Genomic DNA, 22,869 nt, shown 5'->3' on the forward strand with positions numbered 1-22,869 from the left:
ATAAAAGTATGGGAGATTGGCACAGATTATATGCAAACAAAAAGTGCTATATCTCCCAGTTTCTTGTCTACTCATCATTAAATGTTCTACATAAATCAATTTTTATTTAAAAAAAAGTGATATTTATCACATTTTTTTGATGCGTCAAAAATTTCTGTATCTTTAATATACAATCACTATAGAATCGAGCAGATTTTTCCAGCCAGTTTGTTGAGAATAATTTATAGGAAAAAAGTGCTAGTTGTTCTTATAACTGTTTAACTAAGAATTTTATAGGGAACACTATACTCAGTAGCTCCTTAAAAAATTAGTTAACTGGTTTTATGATCAAGATACCTGCACACTTTAACACGTTTCCTGGCTATAAAATTAGCGATACGCTGCATATTAGTACTAGAAGTATCGTTTATCGTGCTAAGCAAATACAGTCGCAAAAACCAGTTGCTATTAAAATTCTGAATACCACTTATCCGCAACTCAAAGACTTAATTTTATTAAAAAATCAGTATTCTATATCTAGCTATATTGACCATCCAAATATTATTAAATGCTATGGACTAGAAACCTACAGCAATAGTTATGCCCTGATATTAGAAGATTTTGGTGGCATTGCTCTTAGTCAATATGTGAACTATCAACCTCTATGCATAAATGAGTTTTTCCCGATTGCGATTGCAATTACTTCTGCCCTAGAGTGCCTATATCAAAATAAAATAATTCATAAAGATGTTAAACCAAAAAATATTTTAATTAATCCAGAAACTAAGCAAGTTAAGCTGATAGATTTTAGTATTTCTTCTATATTAGCTAAAGAAAATGCTGAGATTAAAAGCCCAAATGTTTTAGAAGGAACTCTCGCTTATATATCTCCAGAACAAACTGGCAGAATGAATCGCGGTATAGACTACCGCACAGACTTTTACTCTCTTGGCGTGACTTTTTATGAATTACTCACAGGACAATTACCTTTCAATAGTACTAGTCCTGTTGAGTTAGTACATTACCATCTTGCACAAGAACCAATTAATCCAACAATAGTTAATGTTAATATTCCTCAGACTATTGCCAATATAGTTCTGAAGTTAATGGCAAAGTCTCCTGAGGAACGTTATCAAACAGCTAGAGGACTCAAATATGATTTAGAAATATGTCAGCAAATGTTGCTAAATCAAGGGAAAATTACAGACTTTAAATTGGGAGAAAAAGATATAAACGATCGCTTCCTAATTCCCGAAAAACTTTATGGTAGGCAAACTGAGGTTACTACTTTATTAAATGCCTTTGAACGTGTCAGTTTAGGCAATATAGAATTGATGTTAATTGCTGGGTTTTCTGGGATTGGTAAAACTTCTATCGTTAATGAAGTTCATAAACCAATTATTAGACAAAATGGTTATTTTATTGCTGGTAAATTCGATCAATTTCAGCGCAATCTCCCTTTTTCTGCTTTCGTACAAGCTTTTCGCAGTCTTATAGAACAACTACTTACTGAAAGCACAGCCCAATTGCAAGAGTGGAAAAAGAATATTTTATCAGCATTAGGAAAACAAGCAGGGGTAATAATTGATGTAATTCCTGAACTAGAGTTGATAGTTGGACAGCAACCAAAAATTCCAGAACTCACAGGAAGCGCTGCACAAAATCGCTTCAATCTGCTATTTAGTAAATTCATTCAGGTAGTAGCAAATAAAGAACATCCCTTAGTCATTTTTTTAGATGATTTGCAGTGGGCAGACTCTGCATCTTTAAAACTAATTCAATTATTAATGAGTGATACAGATTCTATATATCTGTTGCTGATCGGAGCTTATAGGGATAATGAAGTTACCTCTGGGCATCCCTTACTCATAACCTTAGACGCTATTTCCAAAGCTAATGCTAATATCAATAAAATTACACTAACACCTCTGAATGAAAATCATCTCAATCATTTAATAAGAGATACTTTAGGATGTCCAGATGCAATGGTGACTCCTTTGACAAAATTGGTGTTGAGTAAAACACAAGGTAATCCATTTTTTACCAATCAATTATTAAAATCATTACATGAAAATAAAATAATTAATTTTGATTGGCAAGCTAGATATTGGCAATACAATATTAAAGAAGCAGAGATTTTATATCAAAGTGATGATGTTGTGCAGCTTTTAGTTAGTCGCTTAGAGAAGCTGCCTATATCAACTTTAGAAACATTAAAAATAGCTGCTTGTATTGGAATTAAATTTGATTTAAATCTCTTGTCCCTCATTTCCGAACAATCTCTTTATGAAGTAGGAGCTAACTTATGGCAAGTTTTGCAGGAAGGGTTAATTATACCTACAAATGAAATTTATAAATTGTATACAGATGAGCAATCTGAAGCCAGTTTGCTATCAAAAACAGAATTTCAAGACTTAGAGCAGAAAATAAGCGTTAACTATAAGTTCCTCCATGATCGCGTACAACAAGCAGCTTACTCACTAATCTCAGAAACAGATAACAAAGCTATTCACCTCAAAATTGGGCGAACTATTTTAAAAAATCAGAGTTCAGAAAGCTTAGAAGAAAATATATTTGTAATAGTTAATCAACTCAATATTGGTGTTGACTTAATTACTAATAAATCAGAAAAATTTGAATTAGCTCAACTCAACCTGATTGCAGGTAAAAAAGCTAAATTAGCTACTGCTTATGAAGCTGCTATTAAATATTTACAGATGGGTTTGCAATTGCTGGAAATAGATAGTTGGCAACATCAGTATCAGCTAACATTAGAGCTATATGTAGAAGCACTGGAAGCAGAATACTTAAATATCAACTTTCAACAAGCAGCAATCTATGCAGAAATAGTTAAGCAAAATGCAAATAGTCTACTCGATCAAGTCAAGGCTTATGAAATTCAAATGCAGATGTATATGGCTCAAATACAAATGCAATTAGCTATTGATACAGGGATAAAACTATTAGATATGCTGAAAGTAAATTTGGAGTCAGCGCCTCCTCAGAATTTGGATGTTGAAGATTTAATCAAGTTACCAAAAATGACTGCTCCCGATCGACTTGCTGCCATGCGTATATTAATTAGTATGATTTCTGCGGCTTATTTCGCTAATCCCGCATTACTGCCATCAATTGTATTTACGATGATACATTTGTCTGTAAAGTATGGAAACTCCTCAGCTTCTACTTACGGATATGTTTTGAATGGCTTGCTACTATGCGGTATGTTATCAGAAATTGATGCTGGATATCGCTATGGCGAAGTTGCTTTGAGTTTATTAGATAAATTAAATGCTAAAGAACTTAAATGTAGATTACTCCTAGTATGGAATGCAAACATTAAATTTTGGAAACAGCATCTACGAACAACTATTGATCCTTTAGTAGAAGGCGTGCAATCTGGTTTAGAAAATGGAGATATAGAATATGTAGGTTATTGTTCTTCAAACCATTACTTACACCTATTGTTTGCCGGAGAAAATTTAGCATCTGTTTCTCAGCAATTAGAACAATATAGTATCTTGATGCACAAGCTGAAACAGCAGTGGACTGTAAATTTACAAAAACTTTGGTCGCAATTAGTATTTAATCTGCTAGAACCAACTGCTAATAAATATCAATTAAATGGTGTTTTCTTCAATGAGTCGGAAAAATTACAGTTATTTGTAGAAACAAATAATTATAATTCACTCTTTTGTGTGTATCTAGCAAAAACCATATTATTTTATTTATTTAACCAATCAAGTAGTGCAGTTGAAAGTGCGCGTTTGGGCAAACAATATATAAACTCTGTTGCTGGGCAAATTTCTGTCAGCCAACACAATTTTTACTATTCTCTAGCTTTGTTATCTGAATATAATAATCAGCCTAGCATTGAGCAAGAGGAATGTCTGCAACAAGTTTTAATTAACCAAGAACAAATGCTTCATTGGGCATTTCATGCACCAATGAACTATCAACATAAGTACGATTTAGTAGAAGCAGAGAAGGCAAGAATTTTAGGTCATAATTGGCAAGCTATGGAACTTTATGATCGAGCTATTAAAGGTGCTAAAACACATGAATTTATTCATGAAGAAGCAATAGCGAATGAACTGGCTGCCAAATTTTACTTAGCTTCCGGTAAAGAAAAAATTGCCCAAACCTATCTAATTGATGCTTACTACTGTTACAGTCTTTGGGGAGCTAATGTAAAAGTTGAGGATTTGGAAAAATCTTATTTCCAGTTACTTGTACCAATTCTCAATCAAAAACAAGTTAGTGTTAATAGCAGTGATACAAATACTTTAATTACTAACGCAATTGTTGACTCCGGCAGTACTGGTGTGACAGCAATATTAGATTTAGAAACTGTTACTAAAGCATCTCTAGCTATTGGCTCGGAAATTCAGCTAGATAAGTTAATCCAAATTCTGATGCAAGTTATCTTGGAAAACGTCGGAGGTAACAAAGCTGCGTTGATTCTCCCAGAAAATGGTAGTTTTAACCTTGTAGCAAAATACCAAAATCATCAGTCGTGTGAGCTACTATCTATCCCTATTAACCAAACTCAGGAAGTGCCAGTTAGTTTAATTAATTACGTAGCTCATACTAAAGAATATTTATTAATTCATGACGCTAAAAAAACCACAAATTTTTCTGCTGATTCATATATTATTAAATATCAACCAAAATCTATACTATGTACTCCTATATTGAATCAAGGAAAGCTCATCGGCATTCTTTACTTAGAAAATAGTCTCATAGTTAATGTTTTTACTCCTGATAGGTTACAAATTCTCAAACTTCTCTCTTCACAAGCAGCAATATCTTTAGAAAATGCCCAGCTTTATGCAAATTTAGAAGAAAAAGTGGCTGCAAGAACTCAGGAATTAAATAGAAAAAATCTTCGTTTGAAACAAACTTTACGTGAACTGAAAGTTACGCAGACTAAACTTATACAATCTGAAAAAATGTCTAGCTTGGGACAATTAGTTGCTGGTGTTGCTCATGAAATTAATAATCCGATTAATTTTATTTACGCTAATATTGAACCAACTAATAACTATATTGCATCTATGTTGCACCTGATTGATGTTTATCAACAAGAATATCCTCAGGTGACACCGTTGATTCAGCAAACAAAAGAAGATATAGATTTGGAATTCTTAGTAGAAGATTTGAAGAAAATTTTGGATTCTATGAAAGTGGGAGCTAACCGTATTCGTAATATTGTTCTGGGACTAAGAAATTTCTCTCGACTCGATGAAGCTGATCTGAAATCTGTAGATATCCATGAGGGTATAGATAATGCGTTAATGCTGTTACAGCCGCGTTTAATTACAAATCCAAATTATCCAGAAATTACTGTAATTAAAGATTACGCCCAATTACCAGCGATCGCCTGCTATGCTTCGCAATTAAATCAGGCATTTCTCAATATTCTCAATAATGCAATTGATGCTTTGCATGGGCATAATCAGCAGCGATCGCTCACAGAAATACAAAATAATCCTAGTAAAATTACTATTAGTACTCAAGTTATTCAAAACGACTGGGTGAGCATTTCTATTAAAGATAATGGCCTGGGTATCCCGAAAAATATTAGAGAACGAATTTTTGAGCCTTTCTTCACAACTAAACCAGTAGGTGAAGGCACTGGTTTAGGTTTATCTATTAGCTATCAGATTGTTGTAGATAAGCATGGCGGAAAAATAGACTGTATTTCAGTACCAGGAGAGGGGACAGAGTTTGTGATTGAAATGCCAATTAGCAAATAATAAATTTATTAAAAATAACAATATTAAAATTTTTTATACTTTTTTAGGGCTAGATTATATAAAATATTTATCGCTTTTTGGGATAATTACTGATAAAAAATTTGCAATTTTACGCAATAGCTATGAAATAATCGTTGATAAACACCAGGGAAAAATGAAGTGTATTTCTGAACCTGAAAAGGCGCAGAGTTTTGGATTTAAATGCCATTAAACAATGTACCCCAGTCCACCCCAGTCTTGCTCAAGAAGTTATAGGATAGAGATCTTAGCATCAACTCGTGATTATTTATGTCTGTTACGCCGCTGATTTCTCAAGTTGACTCACTCAACCCCAAACAGTTAGAAAATATCCCTCCCTTATTAGGTGCTTCCGTTGCTGAATTGACTGCTTGGGTGCAGCAACAGGGACAACCAGCTTATCGAGGTAAGCAGCTACATGACTGGATATATCACAAGGGAGTGCGATCGCTAGCTGATATTTCTGTCTTCCCTAAACAATGGCGGGCGGAAGTCGCAGAAATTCCCATCGGACGCTCAACTATACACCACCGCGCTGTTGCACCCGATGGCACAATCAAGTATCTCTTGCAACTTGCAGACGGACAAATTGTAGAAACCGTTGGTATCCCCAGCGATAAGCGTTTAACAGTCTGTGTTTCTACCCAGGTGGGTTGTCCAATGGCTTGTGATTTCTGCGCGACTGGTAAAGGCGGTTACAAGCGTAACTTAGCACCTCATGAAATAGTCGATCAGGTGTTAACGGTACAAGAAGATTTTCAGCAACGAGTCAGCCATGTAGTATTTATGGGCATGGGGGAACCGTTGTTAAATACTGAGAATGTATTGGCATCTTTGAGATCCTTAAATCAAGACGTGGGTATTGGACAGCGATCGCTAACTGTCTCTACAGTCGGGATTCGCGATCGCATCCGTCAGTTAGCCCAACACCATTTACAAATAACTCTCGCTGTCAGTCTTCATGCGCCCAACCAAGCACTAAGGGAAGAACTTATCCCCAGCGCGCGCCCCTATCCTCTAGAAGATTTGCTAGCTGAATGTCGGGAATATGTGGCAATCACTGGTCGTCGCGTCAGTTTTGAATACATACTGCTTGCTGGTGTTAATGATTTACCAGAACACGCCCTGCAATTAGCGAAATGCTTGCGGGGTTTTCAATGCCATGTGAATTTAATTCCTTACAATCCTATTCAAGAAGTAGATTACAAACGCCCCAACAGCGATCGTATTCAAGCCTTTGTCAACGTTTTAAAGCAGCAATTTATTGCTGTCAGCGTCCGTTATTCCCGTGGTTTAGAAGCTGATGCAGCTTGTGGACAACTCAGAGCAAGTAAAAATTAAAAACGCAACCGACTGTGGAGCAACTTAGAGAGTTATTTCGCTTAAGTTACCAGTTAACCAAAATGCTCATACCAATAAATCTTGTCAGATAGATATAGGACTTACGCAAAAGTCACGCAATTCCGTCATTACGAGCGTTCGACGAAGTCGTTCCCGTTCGGCAAAGCCGTTCTCGAAGAGTAGGGTAGCGACGTAATCGACTGAAATTCTGGGATTGCTTCCCTACACTACGTTCCGGTCGCAATGACAAATTTTGCTTGCGTAAGTCCTCAGATACAAGGACAGACGAATTGCTGGGGAGCATCCTATTTTGGCGAATCGCCCTCAGACTAGAAATCTGGCGCTATACAAACTAAACCCGCGAAGGCGGACTTTGATTCTATAGCCGCGATTTCTAATCGCCCAGGTATTTATTCCAAAAGTGGATGCTCCCAATTGCTGATTCTTGCTGAACACGAGATTAAGATAACGGTCGCTCCACAAGGGATAGTAATTTATGACCAAACCTAATTTTAAAACAATGCCTAAAGTGGAATTGAGGGCTTAGGTATTACAGCATTCTGAGGATAATGAAGCTTTTTATGAGTTGTCGGATCGGATAAAAGCTAATGTTAAACCTCTCCAAATTGAAGACTTGCCTAAAATTATTCAATGCCAGCGTGAACAACCATAGTGACTAATTCTATTAGTAATATTAAGAGCGCTGTGCTACTAACACAACGCTCCTTTTTTTTACATAAAAGTTGTTACTACTGAAGAGCAAAAAGTTTACATCTTAGCATGAATACCAGGGGCATAAGCTTCAATGACTCTGCCAGTGCGAGTACAACTGATCATTAAGTAGTCACAACTTGGGCATTGAGTTCGAGTTATTTGACTCTCATAAATATAATGACGTTCAGCTTTACTGCCACAGTTTGGACAGCAAATTTGTTGTACCATCTGCATGTTAAATTCCCTGGTTGTAATGATTTTTAGTAAGTAAAAACAGCCGATTAAACCACTCAATATTTTGGTTTAATACTACCTAATCACAAGCCTTTATATTTGGCTAATTTCTCTAAACAAAATTCAAGTTTGTAAAAACTATCTCTATTTCTAGTTATTATCCTAGTAGATCTATAAGTTTATCATCTCACTTTGGATATAGAAATTAATTTTTGCTTAAGTTCTTATTTAGAAGTTTACTGATCCCCAATGCTAATGCCTCTATATCAGCTGATTTATAGTGATCTCAGTAGAAATAAGTATATTAATAGCAAAAAGCCAAAACTAGAAGATTACTGTATCTTTAGTCACAAAAATATGATTTTAAGCTTTACTTAAGATTTTTTATGGCTGACATGGGTATGAAATTGTCATAAAACAATTTAATTAAAACTTCCAATGCTCTTAATCATGAGCATTGGTTATCTCTGCTAGCCTAGTTGTTGGTAATCGGTAATGGGTTGTCCCAGTTATCAATTACCCATAACTTCTTCCTTTGGTGTAACTTTTATAGAGTATTTCTATTTGATTTGTAAACTTACTCGTAGAGGTAGGGAATAGGAAACGAGGAATAGGCAACAGGGAAGAAGAGAGCTAGAAGAGTAAGTTATTTTTTTAATCAACTCTAGTTTTTATAAAACAAAAAATTATATCGATTGAAAAATCTTTGCAACACATCAATTATCTGTAGAGAAGTACAGTCTTGCATTGGTATTAACTTAAGCTCAAATGTTTATCCCATAAGCTTTTGACCCCACCGCTGTTTTGTCTGATACCAATTCCAGCAAAAAATAAGACAGATGCGTAGGTTGGGAAGCCACTCACGTGGGCGGGTTTCCCGACTTGAGTGAAGTGGCGTTTGAACTGAGTGAAACGCAACAATTAAAAGACTTTGGAATGTTGGGTTTCGTTCCTCAACCCAAACTACATCTACATCATATTTTTTGTGAAATGGTATGACGACAAATTAGGGGTAGGGTAACGAGGGACTGATTGGTAATAGAGTGGACTCAATATCGGGTTTTTACAGGAGTTTGACGTTAAGTTGACACAGGTGAAACCCTTGTACACCCTTACCTCATGTGTTTGTCGCTTTTAAATCATTACTCAAGCAGGATGAAAATAATCGTAGATTTCTTGAGCCAAACGCGGCCCAATGCTGGGAACTTCCGCTAGTTGTGCAGGTGTTGCTTGCCGAATATAATCAACAGAACGAAAATGCCCTAAAAGCAGCTTTTGGCGATGATGTCCCAAGCCTGGAATTTCATCTAAACGCGATCGCTTTAATTTATCACTGCGTTGTTGGCGATGGAAAGTCACAGCAAAGCGATGGGCTTCATCGCGCAATCTGCGCAACAATTGCACTCCTGGTTGTTCAGCTTCGGTTTCTAAAGGTAGAGATTCTCCTGGTAGAAAAATCTCCTCTCGCCGTTTAGCCAGACTCACAACTCGCAAGTCCTCTAATAAATTCATCTCTTGCAAAATGGCGACAACCGATGATAATTGACCTTTACCGCCATCAATCATCACTAAATCCGGCCAATCGGGATTACCCAAGCGTTGTAATTGTGGATCTTCAATATACTTGCGAAAGCGACGCTGGATGACTTCCGCCAAACTAGCGAAATCATCTGAGTGTCCGGCTGTAACTGTGGGATTTTTAATTTTGTAGTGGCGATAGTGCTGTTTAGCAGGTAAGCCATCGATAAACACTACTTGGGAAGCAACTGCATTTGACCCTTGAATGTGGGAAATGTCATATCCTTCAATACGGTGAGGTAAGTCTGGTAAATCAACAATAGCAGCTAAATCTTGCATTGCTTGCTGGTTGCGATCGCCCAATTTTTGCATTCTTTGCAATTCATACTGGGCATTGCGCTCTACCATCTCGATTAATTCTGCCTTAGTTTGCCGTTGAGGAGCTAAAATCGTAACTTTTCTGCCTTTACGCTGGGTTAAGACATCTGCCAATATTTCTCCTTGTGGTAACTCATGCTGTACCAAAATTTCTATGGGAATTTCCACTGCGTCAGCAGTTTGGTAGTGCTCTTCTAAAACTCGTTGTAAAATAGCACCTGGTTCAGCGTGCGCATCCGCCACAAATGCCAAGCGTCCAACTAATTGCCCAGCGCGAATTTGAAATAATTGGATGTAAGCAAGTTGTTCATCAGCTGCCAAGGCGATCGCATCCCGCGAAACGGTATCATCTGGTAGAGATACTTTTTGCTGTGCCGTCAGCGACTTTAACCCAGCTATTTGATCGCGAATCCGGGCCGCCGACTCAAAGTTCAGCGCCTCTGCGGCTTTCGCCATCTGTTGTGTCAAGATTTCAATTAGTTCTTGAGTTCGACCTTGAAATACCATCGCCACCTTCTGCACGGTTTTACGGTATTCTTCCGGTGTGATTAGCTGTTGGCACACACCCGGACAGCGTCCCATATCATAATTTAAACAAGGACGGTCTTTAAACAGTGGTTGCGGTCGTTGTCGCAGCGCAAAAATGCGCTTAGATATGCGTAGTATTTCACGCAATAGGCCTGCATCTGTATATGGCCCGTAAAACTTATCCTTTTCCTTGCCTAATTGGCGTTTGCGGGTGATGAAAATTCGCGGATAGTCTTCTGACCAAGTGATGCAGACATAAGGATATTTTTTATCGTCCTTGAGCAGCACATTAAAATAGGGCTGGTGCTGCTTGATCAAATTGGCTTCCAGCGCCAAGGCTTCTGCTTCGGTATCGGTGACAATAAATTCAATTTCTGCCACCTGTTTCACCATTGTGGCAATGCGATCGCTTTTGTTGTAACCGTCGCGGAAATAGGAACGCACCCGCGATCGTAACTTCCGTGATTTACCTATGTAGATGATGCGATCGCCTGCATCTCGCATAAAATAAACACCCGGTTCCGGCGGTATCTCGGCTAGACGGCTTTCCAGGCGTTCGGTGTCTTTAACCAGTGTTTGAGCAGCTTGTGTCACGACCAAATTTAGGTAAATTTACAAATCCACCTATTTCTATTTTAAAGACAATATATTCTTTTGTGTTAGTTTCCTAAGCTTTTGATAAAGCCAATATTAAGTACAAACCTGAGAAGCATGACTTCTTACATTAATTGCTACCTAACATCTATTCTGTCAATTTCGCTTGATTACTTACAAATTTAAAGTACGCCGACCCAGCTTTTTTTATGACGAAATCGCTCCACTTTGCAGGCTGCAAGGGGATTAAGGGGTCGGATGGAATAACTGCGGGAAGTAGAAATAATTAGCCAAACTTGATATTTAGTAAATTCCGATATATTGCAGTTAGCTTTGAAATTCTCTATTTATCTAAAATTTTCGAGTTAGTTAAAAATTGAATAATTTGAATGCAATAAATAATATTGCTATTATCAGGTATTGCTGTTTGGCATACTCTAAAGCTCTACTTATAGACTAGACACTTTGTACTTACGTTATTAAATTATAGCCCTTAAAAATAAGAGTTTTTGGTTCTTCTTGGATGTAACCTACAAAGGAAATTTATGTCAGTACCTACCATAAACCGTATTCAACAATTTTTCCAGCCTAACGCCCTCCCCTATGTCATATCCAATGAAGGATGAAAATCTCTAAACTTCTGCCTATCTTCAAAACAAAGTTTAAAGATTTTGTCCTTTTAGTAGTAGCAAATAGCTATACTCATTGATTCAGATATACTTATCAAGAAGCTAATTTTTCTTCAATTGTCATTATTAGCTCTTTAAGATTTATAGGTTTAACAAAGTAGCGACAAGCCCCCAAACTCAAGGCTCGCTCTTGATCGTCCCTAAAAGCAAAGGCTGAAACTACAATGATAGGTATCTTTGATAAGGTTTGGTTATGCTGGATTTTTTCTAGCAATGAATAACCATCAATGTCTGGTAATTTTAAATCCAATAATATTAACTCCGGCTGGAATCTCTCGACAGTTGAGAATAAAGCTGAGCCTACTGATAAACTTTGGACATTGAATCCGCAATAACTGAGATAGTCGCTCAACAACATTCGATTAACATCATTATCCTCAATTAGCAGAATTCGTCTATTTTGTTGCGACTTGAATCGCTGATTTATAGAGAGTAATTGTGCTGTCATTGTTAGCTATAATCTGATATAAAAGTCAAAAATTATTGTCCAAAACTCAACCAAAACTCCCTAGCCGATCTTAAAAAAATAGCAAATTCGCTAAATGCAATACAGTTTCTATTTAATAAATCGAATTTCGCTGCTATTTACATATGCTTCATAATATTATCCCTAAAATAGGGCTTAACTAAAAACTTAATATTTTCTTTAGCTGATTTTCTATTGATTTGTGGTAATTAATAATTGGCTAATTTTCCAATATTTTAGCGCTGTCATGATTATATTTAATTTTTAAATATTATCTTGAGAATGGTCTTATAAGTCTAGATTCTGTCAATTTCCTCTATTTATACAAAGTAGCCACCAGAAACTGGTGTAAGCAGTTTCTGGTGGCTTTTATGTGTTTGGCAACTGGTAGTTGCATATCTCAAACGCATCAATCAATGTTAGGAAGGTATGTTATTGTAAGCCAGTGCCGCGATCAGATAGTCTATCTATGCTCTTAAAGGAACTCAGTAATTCTCTCAACAGCAGTTTCTAAAACAGGTGGCTCATGTACTAAGGCAAAGCGAACATACCCTTCACCAGATTTGCCAAAACCAGCTCCAGGAGAAGCTGCCACTCCAGTCTTTTCTACTAGTCGAGTACAAAATTCTCGAGAATTCTGACTCCAAGCAGGAGGTAACTGTGCCCAGATATACATTGTGGCCTGGGGTGTGGGAACGTGCCAACCAATGCGGTGTAAGGCGCTAATGAATGTATTCCGACGCTGACGGAAGGTAGCAACAGCTTTTTCGACTCCTATTTGGGGACCAGTCAAGGCAGCGATCGCACCATTCAAAATTCCCCGATACTGATTAAAATCAACGGCTGCTTTTACCTGGCGTAAAGCCCGAATAAGCTCGGCATTACCAATGGCATAGCCGATTCGGAAGCCACCCATATTGTAGGACTTGGAAAGAGTGAAAAATTCTATCGAAATACTTTTATCTGGGTCAGCTTGCAGAATTGAGGGAACTAGAGATTGGCTATGAGGAATGTTCTGTTCCCAAACCCCAGCCTCTGGAAATACCAGATCTACATAAGGGAAATCATGAACCAGGACAATATTATGTTGCTGGCAAAAGGCTACTGCTTCTTGGAAGAAGGCTAAAGGAGCGATCGCAGCGGTGGGATTGTGAGGGTAACTTAAGACCATCATCCGCGACTGTGCCAAGACAGGAGCCGGAATATCGCTTAATACAGGTAAAAAATTGTTTTCTGCCAGTAGTGGCATGGGGTAGATTTGGCCGCTGGCTAAGTATACTCCTCCAACATGGGAGGGGTAGCCTGGATCGAGTAGCAGGGCAAAATCTCCAGGGTTGAGTATTGCCAAGGGTAAATGAGCTGTACCTTCTTGGGAACCAATTAAAGGTAGTACCTCAGTTTCTGGATCGACCTTGATACCGAATTTATTTTCGTACCAGTTAGCAGCAGCTTGGCGAAAACCTTGAGTGCCGTGAAACAGCAAATAGCCGTGGGTACTGGGGTCGTGAAGCGACTGAGCGATCGCTTCAATCACATGAGCTTGTGCTGGTAAATCAGAAGATCCCAAAGACAAGTCAATTATCTCTCTACCAGCAGCCAAAGCAGTGGCTTTGGCTCTATCCATATCTGCAAATACATTAGATTGCAGGGGTTGTAAACGCTTTGCAAATTCCATAGAAGTCAATGGTCAATTGTCAAAAAAAATACAAGAGAACAGAAGCTAACCCCATACCGATAGCGGTTTGCGGTTAAGCACAATACAACTTTTGGAGTTGGGGGAATAGAGAACGGACAACAGCTTTTCTGCTCTCTGCCTAGACCAATATGACTCTTAAGCAAATTTATCTGTTCTGCTCCGTTTTCCCTGCCCCCTGCCTCTTCTGGTCATTACTTTGGACTCTTGACTATTAACTAATTACTATTTAAATGTGTATCTAAGAGGCTAAGTAATTTGTCTTTCCCAATGACTCCCTCAGAGGATACCAATAGTTCCTGACCTTTTATCAGCCTGATGGCAGGTACGCCTTCCACTTGGTATTGCTTAACAGTAAGTGGGTTGGGGTCAATTTCTATTTTAACGACTTTGAGGCGATCGCTGTAGGTGCTGGCAGCATAGTTTATCAATGGTGACATGAGTTGACAAGGCCCACACCAGGAAGCCCAAAAGTAAACCAATACTGGCAGATCGGCTTTCAAAACTTCGGTTTCAAACTCAGCATCAGTTATGGTGATTACACCTTTACTCATTGCAGTCTCCATCAAGTGGCATTGATCAAAGTTGGCACACAAAATACTCTATCCCAATCTGAGTGCTGAGTCATTTGTCCTTCGTCATTTGTCATTTGTCTTCCTCATCCCCCTCATCTTCCTCTGCCTCTGGCTTTGGACTAGTGAAGCAAAATCCCACAACTCAACGTTGTGGGACTAGCTTGAAGAATTTATCTAACAAAGTTACATCTGATCCAATTGCTTGCGTAAAGAATCCAACTCAGCATCTACCACTTCATTAGATTTAGGAGATGTTGTTTGTTGCTGCGGTGGTAATTGGGGTTGATTGGATGAACTAGCAGGCCCTAAGGTCATTTGGGCTTTCAAAGCTGCCAATTCATCATCAACATCACTACCAGATTCCAAAGCTGCAAATTGGCTTTCCAGGTCTGCACCTGCCAACTCTGCTGCTGACTGGGCGCGGGCTTCTTGCATTAAGACTTTTTCTTCCATGCGCTCAAAAGCCGACATTGCACTACTGGTATTCATCCCCCGTACCATGCCTTGAAGTTGCTCTTGGGCTTTAGCGGTAGTAATCCGAGCTTTGAGCATTTCTTTCTTGGTCTTGGCCTCAGAAATCTTGCTTTCTAGCTGAATTAAATTGCGCTTGAGGGTGTCAACTTGAACGTTTTGTTGATCTAGGCTAGTTTTGAGCGCAGTGCTAGTATCAGTGTAAGTCTTTTTACGTTCTAGGGCTTGCCGTGCTAAGTTTTCATCACCTTTTTGCAGCGCTAGTTGGGCATTACGCTGCCACTTATTGATTTCATTTTGGGCATCATTATACTGCTTCTCAGTGCGTTTTTGAGCAGCGATCGCTTGGGCAACACCCTGACGCAGCTGTACTAAGTCTTCCTGCATCTCCAGGATGGCTTGTTCCAGCATTTTTTCGGGGTCTTCTGCTTTATTTACCAGGTCATTGAGGTTAGCACTGACTACTCGCTTAATACGATCAAATAATCCCATAAGTTTGTTTTTTCCTTGTGTTGTTTACGCAATTTGTTGGACAGTTAAGCTTTTTACTGTTTAATAGCTACTTATTCCAATGTAATCTTTCCAGTCTGGAACAGTACCTCCCAACACCCCTTAATTGTTAAGATATACTCCTGCCTCGGTAATTGCCCAATCATTGAGAATCTAGACTTTTGGGTAACTGCTGTTGTACTTGCGTGTTATTTGCATCATCTAAAACCTGCACTTTCATCGCTGCTAGCTCGGCATCAATATCATTTGTAGATTCCAAGGTGGTAAATTGTTTTTGCAGCTCATCGCCGCCGAGTTGAGCTATGGCTTCTGATTGAGCTTCTATCTGCAAAACTTTTTCTTCCATACGCTCAAAGGCGTTTAAACTGCTGGTAGAAGAAACTCCACTGAGCATTTCCTGTAGCCGAACAGATGCTTCCGCCGAACGGGCGCGGGCAATGTACAGATCTTTTTTAGTTTTGGCTTCCGAAATTTTTAACTCTAGGGTCCGCATATCCTTTTTGAGTTTGTCCACCAAATCGGTTTGCTCTGACCTTTGACTAGAGAGTGCTCTAGCAGTTTCTTGGTAAACTCGGCGTTTGGTGAGAGCTTCCCGTGCTAGTGTTTCGTTGCCTTGTTGCAGTGCCAGTTGGGCGCGGCGATACCATTCTTCAGCTGTAGACTCAGCAGCCGTTGCTTGCCGTTCGGTACGTTTTTGGATAGCGATCGCTTGTGCCACTCCCCGTCGCAGTTGCATCAAATTTTCCTGCATCTCTAAGACGGTTTTTTCCAAAATCTTTTCTGGATCTTCCGCACTGCCGATCAAACTATTAAGGTTAGCCCGAAACACCCGCAGGATACGCTTCATCACTTCCATGTCGGCTCTCCATTCACTGTTTGTCAGTCAGTAAGCAATTCACAATTCGGAAATCAAAACAAGGACAAGCAGGGCAAAGGAGAATTTATTGCCCAATCTCCCATGCCCAACGATCCTTGCCTCTTGACTCAGCACTTGTTAAAAGCAAGATATGAGAATTGATATTTTCCTCATTATCGCCTAGATTTCCGCCACTTAAGGCTGCTGAACTCTAGCTTGAATTCCGTTTTTCTGTAGCAGTTGCAGCTGTTTTTGAACTTCCTTTTGAGTTTTAAAAGCACCTAAATAAATCAATTTGTTATCGGGTGATAAATAAGCGTCAGGAACTACTTGCCGTGCCGAGGCGAAAGTGCGATCATCTTGATTATCGATGATTACATGATAAAACCCATCTGCTGAAGGTTTGGTTTGGGCATTGAGTTCCGTTTGCGTAACAGGTGAGTTAGGCTCCAAAGGTGAATTGCTCGGCACTAAAGGCTCCGCCTTTGGTGATGGCACTACTGCGATCGGATTTACAGGTTGTGGAGAAGATAATTCTATAGGGGGTTTTGCTGGGGGAGCAACTGGTTGTGCGGGGATAGGATTAGGCAATAGTGCCGGATTTGCTTGGGCTTTAGGTTTTAAGCCAACAACATCGTTTGGATCTTTGACTTCTGGAAACTCTTTGGCAGCGAGATTGGGATACTTGGGTATAGGTGTAAGCTCAGCTTGAGGCTGGGAATTACTAACAACTCCTGTAGTATTGTCCGTAGATGTAGAAGATTTAGGATTAAATAATTTACCAAAACTCAGCTGTGTCAAGCCTTTAGGATTAAACGCTACATAGCCTAGAGTCAGACTTGCTACTAATAGCAGTAGCATAGAACCAATACCCAAAGGTGACAGGATACCATCGTTAGAACTGCTGGGCTGCTTTTTCGTTTGTGGTTGTTCGTCTGTCACACTGCGCAGCAGTGCTTCACTAGATTCTAAATAATCATCAGGTTGGGTAGGGGTTTCATCTGCCTCTAAGAGATGATCGTCTTGATGAACCTGTCCTGTAGGCACTATGCTGCTAGCAGGCTTTGCTGGGGGTGGTGAAGTTAGTGTTTCGGTAATATCTGGAGTGGGAGACAGCAGTAGATGATCCATATCCTCAAGCTGTGTCGTATTTGTAGCTGGTTCCATCTGTAGAGTATCGGAGATGACAGCAGGTGGTATGTTGGGGTTGATTTCTGCTGCTTGAGATTGCTCTAGGATCGCAGCGGCGATCGCTTGCGGTGAACTGCCAATATAACTAACTACGCGGGGTGGATTTGCAATTCTTGCACTGTTGCGCGTGCGTCGGTATCTAGCTAACTCTTGATCTAGCTGTACTTCTAAACTTGCTAGTGCGGCACCTAGTGCTGGCTTTAAACCAGGTGTTTTAGACGATTGATTACCAGAATCGATTCGAGGGTTTTGACTCATTGCCTGCTCCATAAAGCTGATACAAAGCCGGACATGTCCAGACATTAATTTTTACTTTTTGCTGCGGAACTGTTGACAGCATCCCGTCCACAGGTAGAAACGTTGAAAATAGCAGCGTTTGCTAAATATAGCTCTCATTTGAAGGCAGTACACTTTGACCACAAACCCAACTCTTCCTAAAAGCGGACAGAGTCGAGAGGTTTATACTGTATTGCAATCAAGCAAGAAGTGCTATAAATTGCCGCGTTCAAATCACGCTTACAGCTATTTTCAGGTATAATTAACCACATTTTTTTGCCTCACGTAGGTTCGCCGCGTTGTTGTAACTGGCGTTGCAAAGAAGAATGCAAGAGCGTGGTCTAAATAAATGAAAACTGCTGTAATTTCTAAATCATAATTAGGACAACTGTAAACGCGTTTTAACAGTGGTGCATTAGTCGCTACTACAGGGGGAACTCCAACGAACACTTGCTTTAAGGCGGGAAATCCTCCCGCAGTGTTGGACTCACTGCGCTGCCTCATTTTTTAGTATCTGAATGAATTTTTATAGTATAGATCCAAGAACCAAGCTCAGTTTTTACGCTTTTTTTGCAAGATGTCGTTTAAATCAGTTAATGATATTTTAGGTGTTCTGGAAAAGCAGGCTCAATGGCAAGAACAACCTTTTCAACGCTTGCTACAATCGTGGGCAGAAGTTGTCGGAGTCGTAGTTGCCGCACATACTAGACCATTATCGATTCAGCGTGATGTTTTGCGGGTGGCAACTTCTAGCGCTGCTTGGGCGCAAAACATGACTTTTAAACGTCAGATCCTACTTTTGAAGTTGAATGAAAAACTGCTGATATCTTTGGTGGATATTCGCTTTTCTACTGCGGGATGGCGATCTTCTCCAGAAGCAGAAAAGGCACAAGCAAAGGTTTTGCCACGTGAACATCCTAGTTATCTGGATGATTTGAGTACTTCTTCCCAGAAGCTAGCCCCTAAAACTGCTAATCCTAATACCGCTTTTGGGCATTGGGCTAGGGTGATGCAAGAGCGATCGCATAGCTTACCCCTTTGTCCCCAATGTCAATGTCCCACCCCACCAGGTGAACTCCATCGATGGCATGTTTGTTCTTTTTGTGCTGCCAAGCAGTTATGAACAAGGTAGGGTATCTACATCGATATTTGTCGAAATAGAATTTTCCAGCTACATCTCAACGGACGTTAGCGTAGCTCCTCTGTAAGGAGGGTCGCATCCACAACGTTCGTCATAAAAATCTTTACTCTTCTACCCTCTAGCTTATTTTCCCACAAAGACTCCTTGTTTTGATTTAGATATCTTAATTTTTCTTCATATAAATGTCTTTATTTGTATTGGAAATTGGGATAAATAATATTGTTTAACATTACTAGATCAGTTTTTTACTTAAGGCTTTTCATTCCAAACGCTTTTTGGAGAGGTTGCTGCAAAAGAAAACCATTGCTAGCAACTAGTTCCACGTCCTACAAAATATCCAATCCAAAATTACTATGGCGCATACCCCAGAATTTTATTTTGAATTTATAAATGGCTTTTGAGATCGTTGCTAAATTACTATTGTGCGTTTTGCAGATGTGCTAATGCATCTAAACACTCCTATAGCCAGTTTACTTATGACTATTCTTGTGTTTTTACCTTAAAAGCATTTGTTCAAAAATCAGCATTATTGGCAAAAGTACTTGCTGATTCTAACTCTGTAGAATTGCTGCTAAATTAGCTGACTACTATCTTCAATAATCTAGTTCTGTATTAACTAGATAGTTTTCTGTTGCATTATGCCAGATATATGCTCAATAAGCAGATTAATCTACCTTTAATCCTATGTCTTAAGGATGAGATTAAGAAGAGGATCAAATCAAAACTTTTGCTTTTAGCTTTGATCCCCAGATGTTTTAAGTCAAAATTTAGCATGTGTACACTCTAGCGATCATTGAAAAATATAACAAGATTCTAAAAACATCATAAAGTTAATTTTTTCATTGGGATCGCTAAAACCCATGCCTAATAATGGATTTTGGCTTTACTACGTATTTATATCTAGAAGCAAAATATAAACAGATAAATTAGCCCTAAACAGCACTACAAGATGAACCCAAATGAAACCTAATAAATTTTTGACATCTGCCTGTAGATATTGTCGCCATTACAACCCAGAGGGTCGCCGTGGCGGAATGTGCCAACAGTTAGGAGCACCAGTTCAAGGAAGTTGGAAAGCTTGCTCTTTAGCGCTTCCTCCTTTTGCACCTTCTTGGGAAACTTTAGAAGGTGCGTGGAGTCTGCCAGATGCAAAACCAGTGGTAGTTGCTTCTGCCACTACAGCTTCAGATTTAGAAACTACTAGTCTTGTTCCTATTGAAGAAACTTCTACTTGTACTGCTGAACAGGCAAAAACTGAGAAAGTACTAATTTAGTCATCCATATTATTCCCCGACTGATACCAATTTTGAATTTTAGCGTTGGGACTCGAAATACTTATAGTTAGCTTGTTGCTTCTATTTGAAACAATACTCTCTAGCTCAACTTGGTATGAGTTTGTATTTTGCTTGAAATTAAAATTTGCCTTTAACATTTCTGGTGCTGTAAAAATTAACTTCTAGAAAAATCGCGCCTTGTATTTAAGGAGCGATTTTTGTACTTTTAAGGTAGCCAAGGAAAGTTGCGAAAATTTGGGGGACGCTTTTCTAAAAATGCTTGTTTGCCCTCAGAACCCTCTTCTGTCATGTAATACAGTAGGGTGGCATTTCCAGCTAGTTCTTGTAAACCAGCTTGTCCGTCACAATCAGCGTTGAATGCTGCTTTCAAACAGCGAATTGCGATCGGGCTTTTTTCTAAAATTTCTTGCGCCCATTGAAGACCTTCGGCTTCTAATTGTTCTACGGTTACAACAGTATTAACTAAACCCATTTCTAGAGCTTGTTGGGCATTATATTGACGGCAAAGAAACCAAATTTCTCGCGCTTTTTTTTGTCCAACAACCCGGGCAAGGTAACTAGCGCCAAAGCCACCATCAAAACTACCAACTTTGGGGCCAGTCTGCCCAAAAATAGCGTTATCGGCAGCAATTGTCAGGTCACATATTAAATGTAAGACGTGCCCACCACCGATCGCATATCCTGCTACTAGGGCAATTACCACTTTCGGCATCGAACGAATCAGGCGTTGTAAGTCCAGTACATTGAGGCGGGGAATACCAGCATCGTCAACATAACCAGCCTGTCCCCTTACACTTTGATCGCCACCAGAACAGAAAGCGTATTTGCCATCAGTGTGGGGGCCTGCACCCGTAAACAGGACAACACCAATATTAGTATCTTCGCGGGCATCACAAAAAGCATCGTAGAGTTCAAAGATAGTTTTGGGGCGGAAAGCGTTGCGTTTGTGCGGGCGGTTAATAGTGATTTTAGCGATACCGTCGGTTTTGTGATAGAGAATATCTTCGTAGGTCTTGGCAGTTTGCCAGTTAATTTGCATTGGTATGGAATCCGCTGTTGTGCTTGAGAATTTTATCGCGGAGGAAGGGACAAGCGATACCTGCGGTGGGCTACGCTTACGCTAAAATTAGTCTCCCCAGCCTTTACAATCAGGTCTGGTAATTGAATCGCCGTGAAAAAATGCGACGCGACTCCATCTTTTACAAATTGTTCAAGCAATTTCCGGGATTGCTGTTTGAATTGGTAGACTCACCACCCCCAGATGCAGCTGGCTACCAATTTGAATTGGTTGAGGTGAAAGAAACGGCGTTCCGGATTGATGGAGTATTTCTACCCCCCGCCAGTTCTCCTTCCAAAGTTGTCTTCTTTGCTGAAGTACAGTTTCAAAAGGATGAAGACCTCTACTACCGTTTCTTTAGCGAATTGTTTTTGTTTCTCTATCGCCACTCAATTCGTTATGATGACTGGTTTGGAGTAATAATTTTTCCTTCTTGCAGTCTTGAACCTACGAATTCCACAATTCACCGCGCTTTGTTAGAGAGTGGTCAAGTCCGGCGGGTATATTTGGATGAGTTAGGAGATTTACGACAACAACCTTTGGCAATCGGGTTAATGTTGCTGACGAATATTACCTCTGAAAGAGAAACAATAGAAGCAGGGCGGTATTTGCTGGAGCAAGCACAGCAACAATCGGAACAAGCAATAATAGATTTAGTGACGACGATTATTCTTTACAAATTTTCTAGCCTGAGTCGAGAGGAGATTGAAGCGATGTTGGGACTGAATTTAGAGGAAGAACCACGGGCTATTCGGGAAGCGAAAGAACAAGGACGTGAGGAAGGAAGAGAAGTTGGTCGAGAACAAGAAGCGCGATCGCTTATTCTTAGACAATTAAAACGGCGATTTGGTGAGCTTCCCGATGAACTTCAGACTCAGATTCAGGCTTTATCACTGGAAAAGTTGGAAGCTTTAGCTGATGCTTTGTTGGATTTTTCTACTCTCGCGGATTTGGAAGGGTGGTTACAAGATTAAGCAATAGGGTAAATGTTACGCAAAGGCGCAAAGAGGAAAGGCGATCGCACTCCGGTAAAATTCTCATGGCTACAAGTAAAGCTTCTCCAAGTGAAGTTGGCAAACAAGCGCGATCGCTTATTCTCAGACTATTAAAACGGCGATTTGGTGAGCTTCCCGATGAACTTCAGACTCAGATTCAGGCGTTATCACTGGAAAAGTTGGAAGCTTTAACTGATGCTTTGTTGGATTTTTCTACTCTTGCGGATTTGGAAGGGTGGTTACAAGATTAAGCAATAGGGTAAATTTTACGCAAAGGCGCAAAGAGAAGGGCGATCGCACTCCGGTAAAATTCTCATGGCTACAAGTAAAGATTCAGGAAGTGAAGAAGCATTTGCAGCTTTGATGAATGTGAAGTTGCAAGACACGCGTGATCGCTTGCTTATTCTCAGACAATTAAAACAGCGATTCAGTGAGCTTAACGATGAACTTCAGACTCAGATTCAGGCGTTGTCGCTAGAACAGTTGTACGCTTTAGGTGAGGCGTTGTTAGATTCTTCTGCGAGTACTGATATATTTGCACCCTAAGAGCAAGACTCAATGGTGATTTTGCTTAATTTCTTTCAATAAAAC

The 22,869-nt window shown here is 39.5% G+C and carries 17 protein-coding genes and 1 pseudogene; 8 read left to right on the forward strand and 10 right to left on the reverse strand.

Features of this window, described 5'->3' with window-relative positions:
• The first annotated feature begins 323 nt into the window (after positions 1–323).
• Positions 324–5,738: an ATP-binding sensor histidine kinase gene (locus BV375_RS19360; protein WP_086763273.1), complete on the forward strand. Its 5,415-nt coding sequence runs from the start codon at positions 324–326 to the stop codon at positions 5,736–5,738.
• A gap of 288 nt (positions 5,739–6,026) precedes the next feature.
• The gene (gene rlmN / locus BV375_RS19370; RefSeq protein ID WP_086763277.1) at positions 6,027–7,097 is read left to right on the forward strand and encodes a 23S rRNA (adenine(2503)-C(2))-methyltransferase RlmN; all 1,071 of its coding nucleotides are present in this window, start codon (positions 6,027–6,029) and stop codon (positions 7,095–7,097) included.
• Between the two features lie 768 nt (positions 7,098–7,865).
• Here rlmN and BV375_RS38210 read toward each other — a convergent pair.
• Complete coding sequence (locus tag BV375_RS38210) at positions 7,866–8,045, reverse strand: replication restart DNA helicase PriA (protein ID WP_086763279.1); 180 nt, start codon at positions 8,043–8,045, stop codon at positions 7,866–7,868.
• A gap of 864 nt (positions 8,046–8,909) precedes the next feature.
• Between BV375_RS38210 and BV375_RS38755 the strand changes: the two genes are divergently transcribed.
• Positions 8,910–9,044: a hypothetical protein gene (locus BV375_RS38755; protein ID WP_279432938.1), complete on the forward strand. Its 135-nt coding sequence runs from the start codon at positions 8,910–8,912 to the stop codon at positions 9,042–9,044.
• 147 nt (positions 9,045–9,191) lie between these two features.
• Here the strand turns inward: BV375_RS38755 and uvrC are convergent, their stop codons facing one another.
• The 8 genes from uvrC to BV375_RS19415 all read right to left on the reverse strand — a co-directional run bounded on the left by uvrC (position 9,192) and on the right by BV375_RS19415 (position 18,294).
• Positions 9,192–11,063, reverse strand: a complete 1,872-nt coding sequence (gene uvrC / locus BV375_RS19380; RefSeq protein WP_086763281.1) for an excinuclease ABC subunit UvrC — start codon at positions 11,061–11,063, stop codon at positions 9,192–9,194.
• A 723-nt stretch (positions 11,064–11,786) separates the two neighbouring features.
• The gene (locus tag BV375_RS19385; RefSeq protein WP_086763283.1) at positions 11,787–12,200 is read right to left on the reverse strand and encodes a response regulator; all 414 of its coding nucleotides are present in this window, start codon (positions 12,198–12,200) and stop codon (positions 11,787–11,789) included.
• A 493-nt stretch (positions 12,201–12,693) separates the two neighbouring features.
• Positions 12,694–13,893 (reverse strand): LL-diaminopimelate aminotransferase, encoded by a 1,200-nt coding sequence (locus tag BV375_RS19390; RefSeq protein WP_086763285.1) that lies wholly within the window; start codon positions 13,891–13,893, stop codon positions 12,694–12,696.
• A 236-nt stretch (positions 13,894–14,129) separates the two neighbouring features.
• On the reverse strand, positions 14,130–14,465 hold the full coding sequence (locus BV375_RS19395; RefSeq protein ID WP_086763336.1) for a thioredoxin family protein: 336 nt from the start codon (positions 14,463–14,465) through the stop codon (positions 14,130–14,132).
• Positions 14,466–14,669: 204 nt separating this feature from the next.
• Positions 14,670–15,449 (reverse strand): PspA/IM30 family protein, encoded by a 780-nt coding sequence (locus BV375_RS19400; RefSeq protein ID WP_086763287.1) that lies wholly within the window; start codon positions 15,447–15,449, stop codon positions 14,670–14,672.
• 160 nt (positions 15,450–15,609) lie between these two features.
• Positions 15,610–16,323: a PspA/IM30 family protein gene (locus BV375_RS19405; protein WP_086763289.1), complete on the reverse strand. Its 714-nt coding sequence runs from the start codon at positions 16,321–16,323 to the stop codon at positions 15,610–15,612.
• A 195-nt stretch (positions 16,324–16,518) separates the two neighbouring features.
• Positions 16,519–17,772, reverse strand: coding sequence for a hypothetical protein (locus BV375_RS19410; protein ID WP_086763338.1), 1,254 nt, complete (start codon positions 17,770–17,772; stop codon positions 16,519–16,521).
• A gap of 270 nt (positions 17,773–18,042) precedes the next feature.
• Positions 18,043–18,294, reverse strand: a complete 252-nt coding sequence (locus BV375_RS19415; protein WP_086763291.1) for a hypothetical protein — start codon at positions 18,292–18,294, stop codon at positions 18,043–18,045.
• A 73-nt stretch (positions 18,295–18,367) separates the two neighbouring features.
• Here BV375_RS19415 and BV375_RS19420 point away from each other — a divergent pair, with 73 nt between their 5' ends.
• On the forward strand, positions 18,368–18,913 hold the full coding sequence (locus BV375_RS19420; protein WP_086763293.1) for a DciA family protein: 546 nt from the start codon (positions 18,368–18,370) through the stop codon (positions 18,911–18,913).
• 977 nt (positions 18,914–19,890) lie between these two features.
• Entirely contained in the window at positions 19,891–20,205 is a 315-nt protein-coding gene (locus tag BV375_RS19425; RefSeq protein WP_086763294.1) for a hypothetical protein, read from the forward strand.
• Between the two features lie 226 nt (positions 20,206–20,431).
• Here the strand turns inward: BV375_RS19425 and menB are convergent, their stop codons facing one another.
• Complete coding sequence (gene menB, locus BV375_RS19430; RefSeq protein ID WP_086763296.1) at positions 20,432–21,265, reverse strand: 1,4-dihydroxy-2-naphthoyl-CoA synthase; 834 nt, start codon at positions 21,263–21,265, stop codon at positions 20,432–20,434.
• A 140-nt stretch (positions 21,266–21,405) separates the two neighbouring features.
• On the opposite strand from menB, the gene BV375_RS19435 reads away from it, so the two are divergent.
• The 3 genes and pseudogenes from BV375_RS19435 (at position 21,406) to BV375_RS19445 (ending at position 22,824) form a co-directional block, all read left to right on the forward strand.
• Positions 21,406–22,257 carry an Rpn family recombination-promoting nuclease/putative transposase gene (locus BV375_RS19435; RefSeq protein WP_086763298.1) on the forward strand — a complete coding sequence of 284 codons (852 nt, stop codon included), beginning with the start codon at positions 21,406–21,408 and terminating at the stop codon, positions 22,255–22,257.
• A 101-nt stretch (positions 22,258–22,358) separates the two neighbouring features.
• A pseudogene (locus BV375_RS19440) lies at positions 22,359–22,529 on the forward strand (DUF4351 domain-containing protein); the annotation flags it as partial.
• Between the two features lie 64 nt (positions 22,530–22,593).
• On the forward strand, positions 22,594–22,824 hold the full coding sequence (locus BV375_RS19445; RefSeq protein ID WP_086763302.1) for a DUF4351 domain-containing protein: 231 nt from the start codon (positions 22,594–22,596) through the stop codon (positions 22,822–22,824).
• The last annotated feature ends 45 nt before the right edge of the window (positions 22,825–22,869 follow it).

It is taken from the genome of Nostoc sp. 106C (assembly GCF_002154725.1).
In the GTDB taxonomy this organism is placed as follows: Bacteria; Cyanobacteriota; Cyanobacteriia; order Cyanobacteriales; family Nostocaceae; genus Aulosira.

What these genes read in the sequence shown, in the direction of transcription:
- rlmN (WP_086763277.1), top strand. Translation starts at nt 6,027, where the DNA reads ATGTCTGTTACGCCGCTGATTTCTCAAGTTGACTCACTCAACCCCAAA.
- BV375_RS38210 (WP_086763279.1), bottom strand. Translation starts at nt 8,045, where the DNA reads ATGCAGATGGTACAACAAATTTGCTGTCCAAACTGTGGCAGTAAAGCT.
- BV375_RS19425 (WP_086763294.1), top strand. Translation starts at nt 19,891, where the DNA reads ATGAAACCTAATAAATTTTTGACATCTGCCTGTAGATATTGTCGCCAT.
- BV375_RS19415 (WP_086763291.1), bottom strand. Translation starts at nt 18,294, where the DNA reads ATGAGGCAGCGCAGTGAGTCCAACACTGCGGGAGGATTTCCCGCCTTA.
- BV375_RS19410 (WP_086763338.1), bottom strand. Translation starts at nt 17,772, where the DNA reads ATGAGTCAAAACCCTCGAATCGATTCTGGTAATCAATCGTCTAAAACA.
- BV375_RS19405 (WP_086763289.1), bottom strand. Translation starts at nt 16,323, where the DNA reads ATGGAAGTGATGAAGCGTATCCTGCGGGTGTTTCGGGCTAACCTTAAT.
- BV375_RS19435 (WP_086763298.1), top strand. Translation starts at nt 21,406, where the DNA reads ATGCGACGCGACTCCATCTTTTACAAATTGTTCAAGCAATTTCCGGGA.
- BV375_RS19385 (WP_086763283.1), bottom strand. Translation starts at nt 12,200, where the DNA reads ATGACAGCACAATTACTCTCTATAAATCAGCGATTCAAGTCGCAACAA.
- BV375_RS19400 (WP_086763287.1), bottom strand. Translation starts at nt 15,449, where the DNA reads ATGGGATTATTTGATCGTATTAAGCGAGTAGTCAGTGCTAACCTCAAT.
- BV375_RS19360 (WP_086763273.1), top strand. Translation starts at nt 324, where the DNA reads ATGATCAAGATACCTGCACACTTTAACACGTTTCCTGGCTATAAAATT.
- BV375_RS19395 (WP_086763336.1), bottom strand. Translation starts at nt 14,465, where the DNA reads ATGAGTAAAGGTGTAATCACCATAACTGATGCTGAGTTTGAAACCGAA.
- BV375_RS19445 (WP_086763302.1), top strand. Translation starts at nt 22,594, where the DNA reads ATGGCTACAAGTAAAGATTCAGGAAGTGAAGAAGCATTTGCAGCTTTG.
- BV375_RS19390 (WP_086763285.1), bottom strand. Translation starts at nt 13,893, where the DNA reads ATGGAATTTGCAAAGCGTTTACAACCCCTGCAATCTAATGTATTTGCA.
- BV375_RS19420 (WP_086763293.1), top strand. Translation starts at nt 18,368, where the DNA reads ATGTCGTTTAAATCAGTTAATGATATTTTAGGTGTTCTGGAAAAGCAG.
- menB (WP_086763296.1), bottom strand. Translation starts at nt 21,265, where the DNA reads ATGCAAATTAACTGGCAAACTGCCAAGACCTACGAAGATATTCTCTAT.